Raw genomic sequence first — 13,725 nt, 5'->3', positions numbered from 1 at the left:
GATCACAGATAGGTGGCGGCGGTGACGCAGAAGCCGCCGAGCGCGACGGCCCAGACGTACGGCAGGGTCCGCAGCATCACCTGCTGCGGGGTCACCCCGGCGTACTGCGCGCTCCACACGGTCTGGGTGCTCGTGGGGTCCGACACCCCGAAGACCTGGTTGTACGAGGTGGCGAGCCCCAGCACCGCGACGGCCGGGTAGATGCCCGCCGCGATGAGGACCCCGGCGATGCCCGCGCCGAGACCGAAGACGTTGAGCGGACCTCGGTAGAGGCAGAGCGGTACGAGCAGCGTGAACACCAGCACGAACAGCACCGGGTTCTGCGGGCTGACCGCCTTGACCAGCGGCTCCAACGACTCGACCGCGCCCGGCAGTTTGACCGCCGCGAGCAGGATGCCGATCGCGATGAACAGCACCATCGGGGCCGCCGCGACCTCGAACGCCCCGTACAGGGTGCGCAGCAGCCGCTTGTTCATCTCGCGCGGCCGGGTGGTGGTCAGCAGCGCGTACACCACGCCGGCCAGCATCGACGGCAGGATCGCCACCTCGAAGCCGAGGGCCAGCACCAGCGGTACGACCGGGGTGAGCAGCGCGTACCACGGGGCGTCGCCCAGCTGCTCGCGGCGCGAAACAGGCTTGGCCGAGGCCGACTTGAGCGACCAGGCGTGCTCCACACCCCGGCGCCGGGTCTCGACGAGGACGAACAGCACGGCGGCGGCCAGCGCGAACGGGAACAGCTTCAGCATGAAGCCGCGCACCGTCGGGATCGGCAGTTCCAGCGCCGTGGAGAAGAACTGCCAGATCGGCAGCTCGAAGGGCATGCCCGCGGCGATGCCCATCAGGATGGTCCCGGCTGCGGTGACCTTGGGAATGCCGACCGCGATCATGGCGGGGATGCCGATGATCCCGGCGAGCATCGCCGCGGGGGCCGACCCGGTGACCGTGCCGACCAGCGTGGAGACCGCGAGGACGCCGAGGGCGACCACCACCGGCCGGTCCCCGCCGAACTCGACGATCTTGCGGACCAGGGTGCCCGCGATACCGGTCTCGTCCAGCAGCTTGCCCAGCCAGGAGCCGAGCAGGATGGCGACCATCGTCGCCGCGAGCGCCGGGGCGCCCTCCTGGAGGACCGTGTCCAGAACACTGTTCTCGCCGGTCAGCGGCGCGCCCGCGATGAAGGCGATGGCGACGGCCAGCAGGACGAGCGCGAAGCCCGTGGGGAGCTTGCGGGTGAGCATCGCGGCGACACCGGCCGCCATGACAAGAAGGATGACGACGCCCATGGCGTTACTTCTCTCTTCCGTGCGGGGATCCGTGCGCGGACCCGTGCTGCGGCTCGGCCGCCGTGGCCAGCGCCGCCGTCAGCAGGAGGGGGCTGCGGCCGAGGCCGCAGACCGTGCGGGCGTGGGCATGGGCGGCGATCTCGTCGGCACCCGCGACATGGCCGTACAGAGTGTGCCGACCGGCGCGCAGCACGACGTGGTCCAGGGCGCGCTTGAGGTCCTTCTTCCGTGGCCCGTGGTGCAGTCGCTCGTGCACCGCCTCGTGCGCGATCGCCGCGGCCCGTACCGAACCGGCCGGGTACCAGTGCCGCCAGCCGAGCAGATCGATCAGCTCGTCGGCGAGCGCCAGCGTGTCGGTGAACAGCTCGACGGTCGGTACCGGCCGCGAGGTGTAGCGGGCCAGCAGCCCTTTCGCCAGGCCCCCGTCGCTCTCCACGATCCGGGCGGTCGCCGCGACCGGCTCCAGCCCCGCCCCGAACGCGTCGGCCGTCGCGGCCCAGTGGCGCAGCAGCGCCGGATCGCGCCGCTCGTGCGTGGGCGTGTTCCGCAGCAGCCGTACGCCGAACTCGACGTCGTCCGCCGCCTCCAGCTCCGCGATCGCCGCGCGCGCCGCCCGGTCCAGCAGCGCGGCCGTCACGACCGTACCTCCACCACGGCCACGACCGGCTCGTCGGCCGCCCGCGACCGCAGCTCGCTGCGGGCCAGCGCCAGCAGCGGGTCCGGATCGAGCACCCCCGACAGGTCGGCGATCCGCGAGCCGAGCAGCAGCCGCAGCGCCGGGGCCCGCACCCCGCCGTCCCCGTACGACGTGGCCTCCTTCACCAGGCCCGCCAGCACCTCGGGGGCCCGGCCCACCGTGGTCGTCTCCACCCGGGCGTCCGGCGCGTGCAGCCGTACGACGCCGTCCGCGTCCACCACCCGCACCGGATGCCGGTCCGCGCGGAACCGGCGCCGCACCTCGGTGCCGTACACCGTGTGGGCCGGCGTGCCCGCGAGGACCCGCACGGACGCCGGGTCGGTGCGGAGGCTGTCGGCGGCGGCGCGCAGCCGGTCCGCCTCGTCCGCCCGGTGGGCACGGTCCTGGGTGCGCAGCTCGGTGGCGCCGGTCGCGACCGCCCGTACGGTGCTGGTCTGCGGGTCGACGGTGACCTCCACCTCCACCCCGTCGGCGGCGGCCCCCTGGGCGATCACGGCGGCCTCGGCCTCCGCCCGTACGGCGAGGATCTGCTCCTGGCCGGCGCCCGGGATGATCCGCTCGACCTGCTCCCGGATCAGCGCGAGGGCCACCCCGATGGGGCTGATCACCTCGTTGTGCCGGGCGATCCGCCCCTCCTGGCCGATGACGGCCGCCAGGTGCGGCGTGACGGAGGCGGCCCCTCCGCCGCCCCCGACGAGCACCGCGGTGTCCTTCTCCAGGCGGTAGTCGCGCATCATCGACTCGACCACCGACTTCACCTGGTCGGTGCCCGCGTCCAGCAGCTTCGTCGCCGCCGTGACGACATCCGTGCCGAGCGCGGCGGCCAGCGGGGCGAGCGCGGCCCGCGCCACCTCCTGGTCGCAGCGGGCGAAGTCCCCCTCCGGTACGCGCCCGAGCGCGTTCGCCGCACAGGTCATGGTGATCGCGAACCGGCCGCCCGCAGCGTCCAGCACCGCGTAGTCCGCCGGGTCGTCGGCCATCGGCCGGACCGTGGTTACCTGCGCGTCCCGCAGATCCTCCGCGCTCGCGAAACAGGCGTACGGCAGGCCCGCGATGTGCGCGCTGCGCGGCCCGACGCCGACGACCTTGCCGCCGTCGATCCGGACCATCGAACCGCCGCCGACGCCCACCGTGCGCACGTCGAGCGCCGAGAGGTACGACGTCCGGCCCAGCATCGTGGCGTGCCGTACGGCGACCTTGCCGCGCCGGACGACACTGATGTCCGTGGACGTGCCGCCGGTCTCCAGGAACAGGCCCTCGCTGATGCGCTCCTGCATCAGCGCCCCGGCGACGCCCGCCGCCGGACCCGACAGCACCGTCAGCAGCGGTCTGCGCCGCATCTCGTCCAGCGACATCACCCCGCCGTCGCAGCGCATCACCATCAGCGGCGCGCTCACGCCCGCCTTGGTGATGGAGGCGTCGACCAGATCGGCGGTGGCGAGCATGCGCGGCAGGATCGCCGCGTTCACCACGGCCGTCCGGGTCCGCTTGTGGAGCCCGTACAGCGAGGTGATGTCGTGGGCGGCTGTCGTCGGCAGCCCACGCTCCCGGGCGGCCGAGGCCACCGCCTCCTCACCCTCGGGGCGGTCGACGCTGAACGGCTGGCTGGCGACGACGACTTCGGCCCCTTCGCGGACGACCTCGTCGAGCGCGGCGCGTACGGCGGGGGCGTCGTCCGGGTCGGCGACATGGGCGTAGGCGAGCGGCAGCCGCTTGCCCGGGGTCAGCTCCAGCTTGCGGAAGGCGGCCAGCCGGCGGGTCAGCGTGGCGCCCGGACCGGTGCCGATGCCGATCAGCCCGACAGTGGCCACATCGCCCTCCAGCAGGGCGTTGGTAGCCTGGGTGGTCCCGTGGGCGAGGAACGTCACGTCCTCGGGCGTGTGGCCGGTCTGCTCCAGCAGCCGGTCGAGAGCTTCGACGATGCCGTGGGCGACACCGTCCTCGTGGTGGTGGCTGGTGGGTACCTTCACCTGCCCCAGCAGTCGCAGGGTCGTGGCGTCTACGGCCACGGCGTCGGTGAAGGTCCCGCCCACGTCGATGCCGACGCGGATGCGGTGGGTGTTCATGGCTGGGCACCTCCTCGTGCGGGTGGGCAGGGCGAGGGCGGCAGGACCGGGCGTCGGCAGACGCCGTGGGTCCTGGGCCGGGCGGGTACAGGTGGAGCTGCGCCCGCCCGGCGCTCCGCTGCCGCCCCTGGGGGCCGTGCGGTGCAACAGGTCGTGCAGATGAAGCGGGCCGGGGGTTCCCCGGTCAGTAGCCGCGTACGTCCGGCCAGTGGCGCTGGACTCCGTCGCGCTCCAGCAGCCGGGCGAACACCTCGAACCGCTTGTCCTCGGCCTGCACCCGGTGCGGCTCGACGTTCTCGGCGACGCAGTGGGCGGCCAGGGCGCCGGCGACCTCGCCGATGTTCCATTCCACCGGGTGGAGCCGGTAGCAGCCGTTGGTGATGTGCGTGGTGCCGATGTTCTTGCCCGCGGGCAGCAGATTGCGGACCCGGCGGGGGATGAGCGCGCCGAGCGGGATCTCGAACGGCACCGAACCGATGTCGATGTAGTTGTCGCCGCCGGTCGACGGGTGCAGATCGATGCGGTAGTTGCCGACGCCGACCGAGTCCCGGTAGCGGGTGCCGCCGTACGGGCCGACGATGTCGATCGACACGTCGTGCTCGGTGACCGTGGTGACGGCCTTGATCCGCCGCGACTCCCGGATGTACGGGGCCTTCGCCAGGCCGTCCGCCGTGCCGGTGACGTCCGGCCGCAGTCGCAGCCCCGGGAAGCCCTGGCCTCCGTCCGCCCGGGGGGCCTCGGTCTGGAGCCAGTACAGGACCGACAGCGACAGCTGGCGCGCCCCGTGCAGCGCGGCGGCCGCCGTCTCCTCGCCGTCGCCGATCAGCGGCTTCAACCAGTAGTCGTTCAGCGGCCAGTTGACCAGCGTGATGTCCGAGTCGAACGCGCCGGGACGGTGCAGCTTGCGGGCCAGGATGCGGCGGAAGCCGAACAGCTCCTTGTCGCCCGCGTCGGCGGACTGGTCGGCGCTGACGTCCAGCGGGTCCAGCTCCGGGTTGGGCACGAAGGTGCGCGGGACGGCCTCCAGGCTGCGCGGGTCCGGGGCGAGGAAGCCGAGCAGCGGACCGGGCCAGAACTCCGGCCGGTAGGTGCGCCAGAAGTCGTAGTCGGCCGGGCGCTCGATGGTGTGGTCCTCGCCCTCGTGGTGCGAGAGCGCGAAACACACCGTGATGCCCTGCTGGTTGAGGGGCTGTGCCTCTTCGGGGGCGTGCGGCTCGTCGAACTCGCTCCGCGCCTCGGCGCCGATCGCATGCTCCACCCCGGCGAGTTCGAGCAGTTCGCCGGTCTCGGTGGCGTCGATGACGTAACGGGCCCTGATCGTAAGGTGGTTGCCGCCGCGCGTGTCGGACAGCGTGACCGACTGTACGGTGTCGTCGTCGCCCGCCTCGGCGGCCACCGGGCGGTGTTCGGTGAGCAGCGTGAGCAGTCCGGCGGAGCGGTGCGGGGCGATCATCGCCTCCATGACCGCGAGCGCGACGCGCGGCTCGTGGCACAGCTTGCTGACGCGGCCCGCACCCGGATTGAGGGTGCGCTGGGCCAGCGCCTCGGAACGCAGCGGGTACCACTGGCGGTAGTAGGCGCGGATGGACTCGCGCAGGGTGCGGTACGAGGCGGTCGTGCCGAACTCCTCGACCCACGGGTGCTCGTCCGGCGGGACCGCCTGCGAGGTGAGCTGGCCGCCGATCCAGTCCGTCTCCTCGGTGAGGACGACGGTGCGCCCCGCCCGGCAGGCGGCGATGGCGGCGGCGACCCCGCCGAGTCCGCCGCCCACGATGAGGATGTCGGGTTCGGATATCACGGTTCTCCTTGAAGTGCTGGACGTACGTGGTGCGGTGACGAGACCTCAGGTCTAGAGGTCAGTACCGGGCGGGGGCCGGGCCCGCCGTGGAGCCGGACCGGAAGGTGCAGGCGACCAGGGGTTCGGCCGCCTCCTCCCCGGAGACCAGCGCGGCGAGCATGCGGACGGCCGCCGCGCCCAACTGCGGCCGGGGAATGTCGAATCCGGTGGGCACAGGTTCCTCGGCCAGGTCCGGCGGCGGGCTGCCGAGCAGCGCCAGCGAGGCGTCGCGCGGGCAGTCGATCCCGACGAAGTGAGCGGCCCCGTGCAGGGCGCGCCAGGCGTCCCCGGTGTCGGTCTCCTCCGCGACGAACGCGGTGACGCCCTCGTCGAGCCAGCCGCGCAGCCGCTCCGCGGTCAGCTCCCGCTCGGGGTCGGCGGAGCGGAAGACGGCGGCGGGCCCGCCGGGCAGCCCCGCCTCCTCCAGGCCCTTGAGGAAGCCGTGTTCACGGTCGGTGGAGGCGGGCGCGTCGTCGTCCTCCCGGACCAGCACGATGCGCCGGTGGCCGAGCGCCGCGAGATGGGCGACGACCTCCTGGCTGGCGCTGATGTAGTCCGCGCCGACCCAGGCGAGCCCCTCCAGCTCGTCCCTTCGGCCCAGATGGACCACCGGGAACCCGTCAGCGACCAGCCGCCGCAACTCCTCGGCCGGCGCGTGCCGCCCGAGGAACAGGCAGCCGTCGGCGAGCCGCACCCGGGCCAGGGCGTTCGGCCCGGCCGCCCCCGCGCCGCCCGTGCTGGACCCGGTGAAGAGCACCAGGTCGTAGCCGCGGGCCGCGGCCTCCTGCTCGACGCCGACCAGAAACGGGTAGTACGAGTGCTGCACATCGGTCGGGAACGTCGACGTGAAGCTGAAGACCCCCAGCAGGTTGTTCCGCGCGGCCGCCAGCCGGCTGGCCGCCGGATCGGGGACGTAACCGAGCGCCCGCACCGCGTCGAGCACCTTGCGGCGCGTCTCCTCGGAGATCGTCGCGCCCTGCTTCCCGGCCCCGAGCACCAGCGAGACAGTCGCCTGCGAGACCCCGGCGAGCCGGGCGACCTCGGCCTGCCGCGGCCGGGACGTACGGCCCGCGGGGGCGGGCGCGCGGCCCGGCCTGGCCCGCTTCCTGGGTTCTTCCACGGTGTTCCTCCGAATCGCTAATGCGTATTACTAATGCGCATTAGTGAGTCACTGTGGACCCTCGCCCCACACCGGTCAAGGGATCGCGCAAGACTTCTTTCGGCCCTTCTGCCGTCAGGCCCGTACAGCACACGATCGGGTGGAACCCGCGTGCGCCCATGAGTTTCGCGCGGGCGGGCGCCGGGCCCGACGCGATCATGCGGCGGTGATCTCAACGATTCGGACGGCCCACCGTCCCCACTCCCTGGTCCCGGCCGGGATCGCCGCCCTCGCCTTACTCACGATGCTGCCCGCGGTCCCGGCCGCCGCCGCACCGGCCGAGGACCCCGCCGCCCCGGCCGCGTTCCGCGTCACCACCCCCGCCGAACGCAGAACGGCCGCCCGCCTCGACGCGCTGGGGGACGACCCGGCACGGCTCAAGGCCTTCTTCGCGGCGCTGCCCAAGGGCGGCGACCTCCACAACCACCTCTCGGGCGCCGTCACCACCGAGTATCTGATCCAGCTCGCGGGCGAGAACGGGCTGTGCATCGACGCCACCGACACCGCGGTGCGCCCGCCCTGCGGACCGGGTACCCGGCCGGCCGCCGACGCCCGCACGGACGCCGAGTTCCGGCAGCGGATCGTCCGCGCCTGGTCGATGCAGGACTTCCCCGAAGGCGAGTCGGGCCACGACCACTTCTTCGACACCTTCGGCAAGTTCGGCGAGGCGACGCGCGACCGCGGCAAGATGCTCGCCAATGTCGCCAACACCGTCGTGGAGCAGAACCAGTTCTATCTGGAGACCCTGGTCACCCCCGCCTCGGACGCCGCGAAGAAGCTCGCCGACTCCGTGGGCTACGACGCCGACCTCGCCGCCTTCCACCGGAAGCTGGTCGCCGGCGGAAAGCTCGACGGGGTCGTGAACGAGGCCGTACGGGAGGCGGACGCCGCCGACGCCCAGTTCCGGGAGACGGCGCACTGCGACACCGACCGCCCCGACCCCGGCTGCCGCCTGCCCGTCCGGTGGATCTCCCAGGTCTCCCGCGGCAGTTCGAACGAGCGCGTCTTCACACAGATGGCCGTCGGCATGCGACTCGCCAGCACGACCCGCGGTTCGTCGCCGTCAACCTCGTCCAGCCCGAGGACGGGGAGAGCGCACTGCGGAACTACCGCCTCCAGATGCGGATGCTCCAGTATCTGCGCACCCAGTACCCGGACGCCCGCCTCACGCTGCACGCCGGTGAGCTGACCCCCGGCCTGGTCAAGCCCGAGGATCTGACGTTCCACATCCGTGAGGCCGTCCTCGTCGCCGGAGCCGAACGCATCGGCCACGGCGTCGACCTGGTCCACGAGGACGACTGGCAGCGGCTCGCCCGGACGATGGCCCGGCGCGGTGTCGCCGTCGAGGTGCCGTTCAGCAGCAACAAGCAGATCCTGGGCGTGGCGGGCGACGACCACCCGTTCAACGCCTACCGCCGCCACGGCGTCCCGGTGGTCCTCGCCACCGACGACCCCGGCGTCTCGCGCATCGACATCAGCCATGAGTACCAGTACGCCCGCGCCACCTACGGCCTGAGCTACACCGAGCTGAAGGACCTGGCGCGCGCCTCGCTGGAGCACGCCTTCCTCGACGGCGACAGCCTGTGGGCCGCCGGCTCCGCGCGCACCGGCTACCGCCCGGTCCGCGCCTGCGCCGGATCGCAGCCGGGCATCGCCCCGCCCGCCCCGGCCTGCGCCCGCCATCTCGCGGACAACGCGAAGGCGGCCGCCGAGTGGCGCCAGGAAGCCGCGTTCGCCGGATTCGAACGCCGCCAGGGCGGAGCGCGCTGACCCCGCGCCACCGCTGAACACCGGGGGCGGGGCCCGCGCGGTCCCGCCCCCGGCCCCTAGGGGGTGTCTTGCCGATCAGGCCGGGCTCGCGTGCCCTGGTGCCGCACCTCGCCGCGTTGTCGTCACTCGCCATGGCTCCGCCATGACTCCCTCCTCCGCCTTGCGATGCACGGCACCAGACCCCGCTCCCTGATCCGGCCTGATCGACAAGACACCCCCTAGAACGCGCGGCCCGCACGGCCCACGGTTACGCTCGCCGCATGGCACAGAGCGGAGAGGAACAGGCCCCCGGGCCGCCCCCGGACCGGGGAGCGTCCGACGCCGACCACGCCCGGCTCACCGCGATTGTCGACGACTGGGCCGCCGCGATCGTCGCGAACGACGCGGCACGGATCGCCGGCTTCATGGCCGACGAGTGGGTCATCGTCTCCGAGTCCGGCATCACGGACCGGGAGACGTTCCTCGACTACGTCCGGTCCGGCGATCTGACCCACTCGGCGATGGAAGCCATCACCCCGCCGAGGGTCCGGGTCCACGGCGACACCGCCCTCGTCACCGTCCGGATCACCAACACCGCCCACTACGGCGGTCAGCGCTTCGACGCCGACGAATGGACCACGGACGTCTTCGTACGGCGCGACGGGCACTGGCGGTGCGTGCTGAGCCACATCACCCCCGCGGCCCCGCCCGCCGGTTCATGACCTCTCCGCCACGCAGCGGGAAGCGTCTCGGCTACCCGGCCGCCGCGGCCGTCTTCGCCATCGGCATGGCGGGCACCACGCTTCCCACCCCGCTCTACGGCCTCTACCGGGAACAGCTCGGCTTCTCCGAGCTGATGGTGACGGTCGTCTTCGCCGTCTACGCCCTAGGAGTGATCGCCACCCTGCTGCTCGTCGGGAACGTGTCCGACGAGGCCGGGCGGCGGCCGGTCCTCCTGGCCGCCCTGGGCTTCTCGGCGGCCAGCGCGCTCTGCTTCCTCTTCGAGGGCGGGCTCCCCGCCCTGTTCGCCGGCCGGCTCCTCTCCGGGTTCGCCGCCGGACTGCTCAGCGGCGCCGCCACGGTTACGGTCATGGAGCTGGCCCCGCCGGGGCGCGCGGCCCGCGCAGGGCTTGCCGCGACCGCCGCGAACATGGGCGGCCTGGGGTGCGGACCGCTTCTGTCGGGGCTGCTCGCCGAGTACGCCCCCTGGCCCCTGCGGCTCCCCTTCCTCGCGCACCTGGCACTCATCGCCGTGGCCGCCGTGCTGACCTGGTTCCTCCCCGAGACGGTCGCCTCCGCCCGGGTGCGGGGACTGCGGCTGCGGCCCCAGGGCCTGGCCGTCCCGCCCGCGATGCGCGGCGTGTTCACGACCTCGGCGCTGGCCGCCTTCGCCGGGTTCTCCCTGCTCGGCCTCTTCACGGCGGTCGCCCCCGCGTTCGTCGCCGAGACGCTCGACGTGCACAACCTGGCCCTCACCGGGCTCGTCGTCTTCACCGTCTTCCTCGCCTCGACGGCCGGGCAGTCGCTCATGGGGCGGGTCGGGCAGCGCCGCGCCCTGCCGGGCGGCTGCTTCGTCCTCGTCGCCGGACTCGCCCTGGTCGGCGCCTCGCTGCTGTTCACCTCACTGTCCCTGCTGGTCGCCGGGGCCGTGTGCGGCGGCCTGGGCCAGGGGCTGGCGTTCCGGGGCGCGGTGGCGGCGATCAGCGCGGCGGCCCCGCCCGAGCACCGGGCCGCGACCGTGTCCGCGTTCTTCGTCATCGCCTACCTGGGCATCTCCCTGCCCGTCGTCGGCGTCGGCGCCCTCACGCTCGGCATCGGACTCCGGAACGCCGGACTGACCTTCTCCGGCTGCGTCCTGGCCCTCGCCCTGGGCGTCGGCCTCTACCTGGCCCGCAGGCCTCCCGCGCCCCGGTGACGTAACGCTGCCCGTGTGAACCAGGGCCTCGTCGGCGTACGCGAAAACCCTTGTCGTACCCGCCGATCACGGTGCGAGACTGGCCGGGTGGACACAGCGACACGCTTGAGGCAGACGGTCATCTCCTGGGCCGCCGACGACAGCGACACCCCGGCGCCCGCCGAGGCCGGTGCCGCCCGTGAGCTGGCGGCCGGGCTTGGCCTGCGTACAGTGGTGCTCGTCGAGGGCGTCAGCGACCGGGCGGCCGTCGAGGCGCTCGCCGAACGCCAGGGCCGCGCCCTGACCGCCGAGGGCGTCGTGGTCGTGCCGCTCGGCGGTGCCACGAGCATCACCCGCTTCCTGCGCCTGCTCGGCCCGGACGGGCTCGATGTCCGGCCCGCCGGTCTCTGCGACGCGGCGGAGCAGCGCTTCTTCCTCCAGGGCCTGGAGCGCACCGGCTTCGGCACCGGTCTCGCCCCCGACGACCTGGAGAGCCTGGGCTTCTTCACCTGCCACGCCGATCTGGAGGACGAGCTGATCCGGGCGCTCGGCACCGACGGCGTCCAGCAGGTCATCGACGACCAGGGCGACCTGCGCACCTTCCGGCTCTTCCAGAAGCAGCCCGCCCAGCGGGAACGGCCGGTCGAGGCGCAGCTGCGGCGCTTCATGGGAACCATCGGCGGCCGCAAGGAGCACTACGCCCGGGCGCTCACCGAGGCCCTGGACCTCACCCGCCTGCCCCGCCCGCTCGACGGCCTCCTCGCCCACCTCTGACCACCGGCCCGCGCTCCGGACCACCGGCCCCCACCTCTGACCACCGGGCGTCTCCTCAGCGGGCGGCGAGACTCGACCGCCGCACCACCAGTTCCGGCTGGAGGACCACCCGCCGGTGCTCGTGCGCCCCCGCGGACGCCCCTGCCCCGGTCTCCTCCAGGAGCAGACCCGCCGCCAGCGCCCCCATCGTCGCCGCCGGCTGCCGCACCGATGTGAGCGGCACCGCGGCCGCCGCCGCGAACTCGATGTCGTCGTACCCCACCAGGGCCAGATCGTCGGGTACGGAGACCCCGGCGGCGAACAGCGACTGCAACACCCCCAGCGCGAGCAGGTCGTTGGCGCAGAACACGGCGGTCGGCCGGTCGGAGAGCCCCAGCAGCCGGGCCCCCGCGTCCCGGCCCGCCGCCACGTCCAGCCGCTCCGTCGGCAGCTCCCGCAGCGCCTCCGGACCGAGCCCCGCCTCGGCGAGCGCGGCGAGCGCCCCCGTACGGCGGTCCCGGACCTGATTGAAGCCGGGCGGCCCGCTCACGTACGCGATGGAGCGGTGCCCGGCGTCCAGCAGATGCCGCACCGCCAGCGCCCCGCCCGCCACGTCGTCGACCGACACCGAGCACTCGGTCGTTCCCTCGGCGACCCGGTCGACGAGGACGAACGGGATGCCGTGCCGCCGGAAGGCCGCGATGTTGCGCCCGGTCGCGTCGGCCGGGGTCAGCAGCACCCCTCGGACCCGCTGTTCCGCGAAGAGCGACAGATACTCCGCCTCCTCGCCGGGGCTCTGCGCGCTGTTGCAGACCATGACGCCGAGCCCCGCCTCCCGCGCGGCCCGCTCGGCACCGCGCGCCACGTCCACGAAGAACGGGTTGCCCATGTCGAGGACCAGCAGCCCCATGATCCGGCTGCGCCCCGCCCGCAGCTGCCGCGCCGACTCGCTGCGGACGTAACCCAGCCGGTCGATCGCCGACAGGACGCGGGCACGGGTGTCGGAACCGACCGTGTCCGGGCGGTTGATGACGTTGGAGACCGTGCCCACCGATACTCCGGCGGCCCGGGCCACGTCCTTGATACCCACCGACCGGGCCATCAGACGGAGACCTCCAGAGGGGTGAGGGACGCGGAACGAGCCCTCAGCCTATCCGCGCGCATCAGAAGTCGAAGTCGTCGATGTTGTCCTGGTCGAACACCGTCGGCTTCCCCAGGTCCACCACCCCGTCCTTGCCGATCGTGTACGTGCCCAGCTCGCCCGCCTCGAAGGTCTGGCCCTCCTTGCCGGTGATCTGCCCGGACGCCAGGGCGATCGAGGCATGGCCGGCCAGCTCGCCGAGCTTCGCCGGGTCCCACAGCTCGAACGCCTCGACCGTGCCGTTCTTCACGTACGACCGCAGATCGTTGGGGGTGCCGAGGCCGGACAGCTTCACCTTGCCCCGGTACTTCGAACCGGACAGGTACTGCGCCGCCGCCTTGATGCCGACGGTGGTCGGCGACACGATCCCGGCGAGCTTCGGATACTCCTGGAGCAGCCCCTGTGTCTGCTGGAAGGACTGCTGGGCGTCGTCGTTCCCGTACGCCACCTTCACCAGCTTCACGTCCTTGTACTTCGGGTCCTTCAGCTCGTCCTTCATGTAGTCGATCCACAGGTTCTGGTTCGTCGCCGTCTGGGCGGCGGACAGGATCGCGATCTCGCCCTTGTAGCCGATCTGTTCGGCGAGCAGCTGGACCTGGGTGCGGCCCAGATCCTCCGCACCGGCCTGCGAGATGAACACGTTGCGGCAGTCGGTCTTGGTGTCGGAGTCGTACGTGACGACCTTGACGCCGTTCTTCATGGCCTGCTTGAGCGCGGTGCACAGCGCGCCCGGGTCCTGCGCGGACACGGCGATGGCGTCGACCTGCTGCTGGGTGAGGGTGTTGACGTAGGAGACCTGGCCGGAAGTGTCGGTGGCGCTGGTCGGGCCGACCTCCTTGAAAGTGGACCCCAGCGCCTCGACGGCCTTCTGCCCGCCCTTGTCGGCGGTGGTGAAGTAGGGGTTGTTGACCTGCTTGGGCAGGAAGCCCACGGTCAGCCCCTTCTTGGTGGGAGCGTCCGGGTCGGCCTCGCCGGCCGAGGCGGCCGCCCCGCTCTCCTTCTTCACATCGCTCTTGGTGGTGCCCCCGCAGGCGGTGACGGCGAGCGCGAGGGAGGTGACGGCGGCCAGGGCCGCACAGGTACGGCGGATCGATGACGTACGCATGGCAGGGTCCTTTGCGGAAGATGGGCGGGTTTACGAAGACG

General features: G+C 72.9%; 10 protein-coding genes and 1 pseudogene. 4 read left to right on the top strand and 7 right to left on the bottom strand.

The genetic code is table 11. From position 1 onward, the window contains the following. Nucleotides 1–2: 2 nt before the first annotated feature. The 5 genes from A3Q37_RS00200 to A3Q37_RS00180 form a co-directional block, all read right to left on the bottom strand. Complete coding sequence (locus A3Q37_RS00200; RefSeq protein WP_006129243.1) at nucleotides 3–1,283, bottom strand: TRAP transporter large permease subunit; 1,281 nt, start codon at nucleotides 1,281–1,283, stop codon at nucleotides 3–5. Between the two features lie 4 nt (nucleotides 1,284–1,287). Continuing rightward, a complete protein-coding gene (locus A3Q37_RS00195) occupies nucleotides 1,288–1,920 on the bottom strand; it encodes a hypothetical protein (RefSeq protein ID WP_065475679.1) in 633 nt (210 codons plus the stop codon). Continuing rightward, complete coding sequence (locus A3Q37_RS00190) at nucleotides 1,917–4,046, bottom strand: hydantoinase/oxoprolinase family protein (RefSeq protein WP_065475676.1); 2,130 nt, start codon at nucleotides 4,044–4,046, stop codon at nucleotides 1,917–1,919. Before A3Q37_RS00190 ends, A3Q37_RS00195 begins: the two co-directional genes overlap by 4 nt. Before the next feature lie 184 nt (nucleotides 4,047–4,230). Next, the gene (locus A3Q37_RS00185) at nucleotides 4,231–5,844 is read right to left on the bottom strand and encodes an FAD-dependent oxidoreductase (RefSeq protein WP_065475671.1); all 1,614 of its coding nucleotides are present in this window, start codon (nucleotides 5,842–5,844) and stop codon (nucleotides 4,231–4,233) included. Nucleotides 5,845–5,902: 58 nt separating this feature from the next. Then, complete coding sequence (locus tag A3Q37_RS00180) at nucleotides 5,903–7,003, bottom strand: LacI family DNA-binding transcriptional regulator (RefSeq protein ID WP_065475666.1); 1,101 nt, start codon at nucleotides 7,001–7,003, stop codon at nucleotides 5,903–5,905. Between the two features lie 205 nt (nucleotides 7,004–7,208). Between A3Q37_RS00180 and A3Q37_RS00175 the strand changes: the two are divergent. The 4 genes and pseudogenes from A3Q37_RS00175 to A3Q37_RS00160 all read left to right on the top strand — a co-directional run bounded on the left by A3Q37_RS00175 (nucleotide 7,209) and on the right by A3Q37_RS00160 (nucleotide 11,459). Next, nucleotides 7,209–8,812, top strand: a pseudogene (locus A3Q37_RS00175) (adenosine deaminase). Between the two features lie 260 nt (nucleotides 8,813–9,072). Then, nucleotides 9,073–9,513 carry a nuclear transport factor 2 family protein gene (locus A3Q37_RS00170; RefSeq protein WP_065475659.1) on the top strand — a complete coding sequence of 147 codons (441 nt, stop codon included), beginning with the start codon at nucleotides 9,073–9,075 and terminating at the stop codon, nucleotides 9,511–9,513. Then, nucleotides 9,510–10,706, top strand: coding sequence for an MFS transporter (locus A3Q37_RS00165; protein WP_065475655.1), 1,197 nt, complete (start codon nucleotides 9,510–9,512; stop codon nucleotides 10,704–10,706). The genes A3Q37_RS00170 and A3Q37_RS00165 overlap by 4 nt, the downstream gene beginning before the upstream one ends. Nucleotides 10,707–10,793: 87 nt before the next feature. After that, nucleotides 10,794–11,459 carry an ATP-dependent endonuclease gene (locus A3Q37_RS00160; protein ID WP_065475650.1) on the top strand — a complete coding sequence of 222 codons (666 nt, stop codon included), beginning with the start codon at nucleotides 10,794–10,796 and terminating at the stop codon, nucleotides 11,457–11,459. Nucleotides 11,460–11,514: 55 nt separating this feature from the next. On the opposite strand, the gene A3Q37_RS00155 is transcribed toward A3Q37_RS00160, so the two are convergent. Both A3Q37_RS00155 and rhaS read right to left on the bottom strand, forming a co-directional pair. After that, on the bottom strand, nucleotides 11,515–12,540 hold the full coding sequence (locus A3Q37_RS00155; protein ID WP_065475645.1) for a LacI family DNA-binding transcriptional regulator: 1,026 nt from the start codon (nucleotides 12,538–12,540) through the stop codon (nucleotides 11,515–11,517). A gap of 61 nt (nucleotides 12,541–12,601) precedes the next feature. Next, complete coding sequence (gene rhaS / locus A3Q37_RS00150) at nucleotides 12,602–13,684, bottom strand: rhamnose ABC transporter substrate-binding protein (RefSeq protein WP_065475643.1); 1,083 nt, start codon at nucleotides 13,682–13,684, stop codon at nucleotides 12,602–12,604. Nucleotides 13,685–13,725: the final 41 nt, after the last annotated feature.

The sequence above is a fragment of the Streptomyces sp. PTY087I2 genome (genome assembly GCF_001687325.1).
Lineage (GTDB): Bacteria > Actinomycetota > Actinomycetes > Streptomycetales > Streptomycetaceae > Streptomyces.
The sequence above is the reverse complement of the archived record's forward strand: the minus strand, read 5'-3'. Positions and strand labels throughout refer to the sequence as shown.

What these genes read in the sequence shown, in the direction of transcription:
- A3Q37_RS00155 (WP_065475645.1), bottom strand. Translation starts at nt 12,540, where the DNA reads ATGGCCCGGTCGGTGGGTATCAAGGACGTGGCCCGGGCCGCCGGAGTA.
- rhaS (WP_065475643.1), bottom strand. Translation starts at nt 13,684, where the DNA reads ATGCGTACGTCATCGATCCGCCGTACCTGTGCGGCCCTGGCCGCCGTC.
- A3Q37_RS00190 (WP_065475676.1), bottom strand. Translation starts at nt 4,046, where the DNA reads ATGAACACCCACCGCATCCGCGTCGGCATCGACGTGGGCGGGACCTTC.
- A3Q37_RS00200 (WP_006129243.1), bottom strand. Translation starts at nt 1,283, where the DNA reads ATGGGCGTCGTCATCCTTCTTGTCATGGCGGCCGGTGTCGCCGCGATG.
- A3Q37_RS00170 (WP_065475659.1), top strand. Translation starts at nt 9,073, where the DNA reads ATGGCACAGAGCGGAGAGGAACAGGCCCCCGGGCCGCCCCCGGACCGG.
- A3Q37_RS00165 (WP_065475655.1), top strand. Translation starts at nt 9,510, where the DNA reads ATGACCTCTCCGCCACGCAGCGGGAAGCGTCTCGGCTACCCGGCCGCC.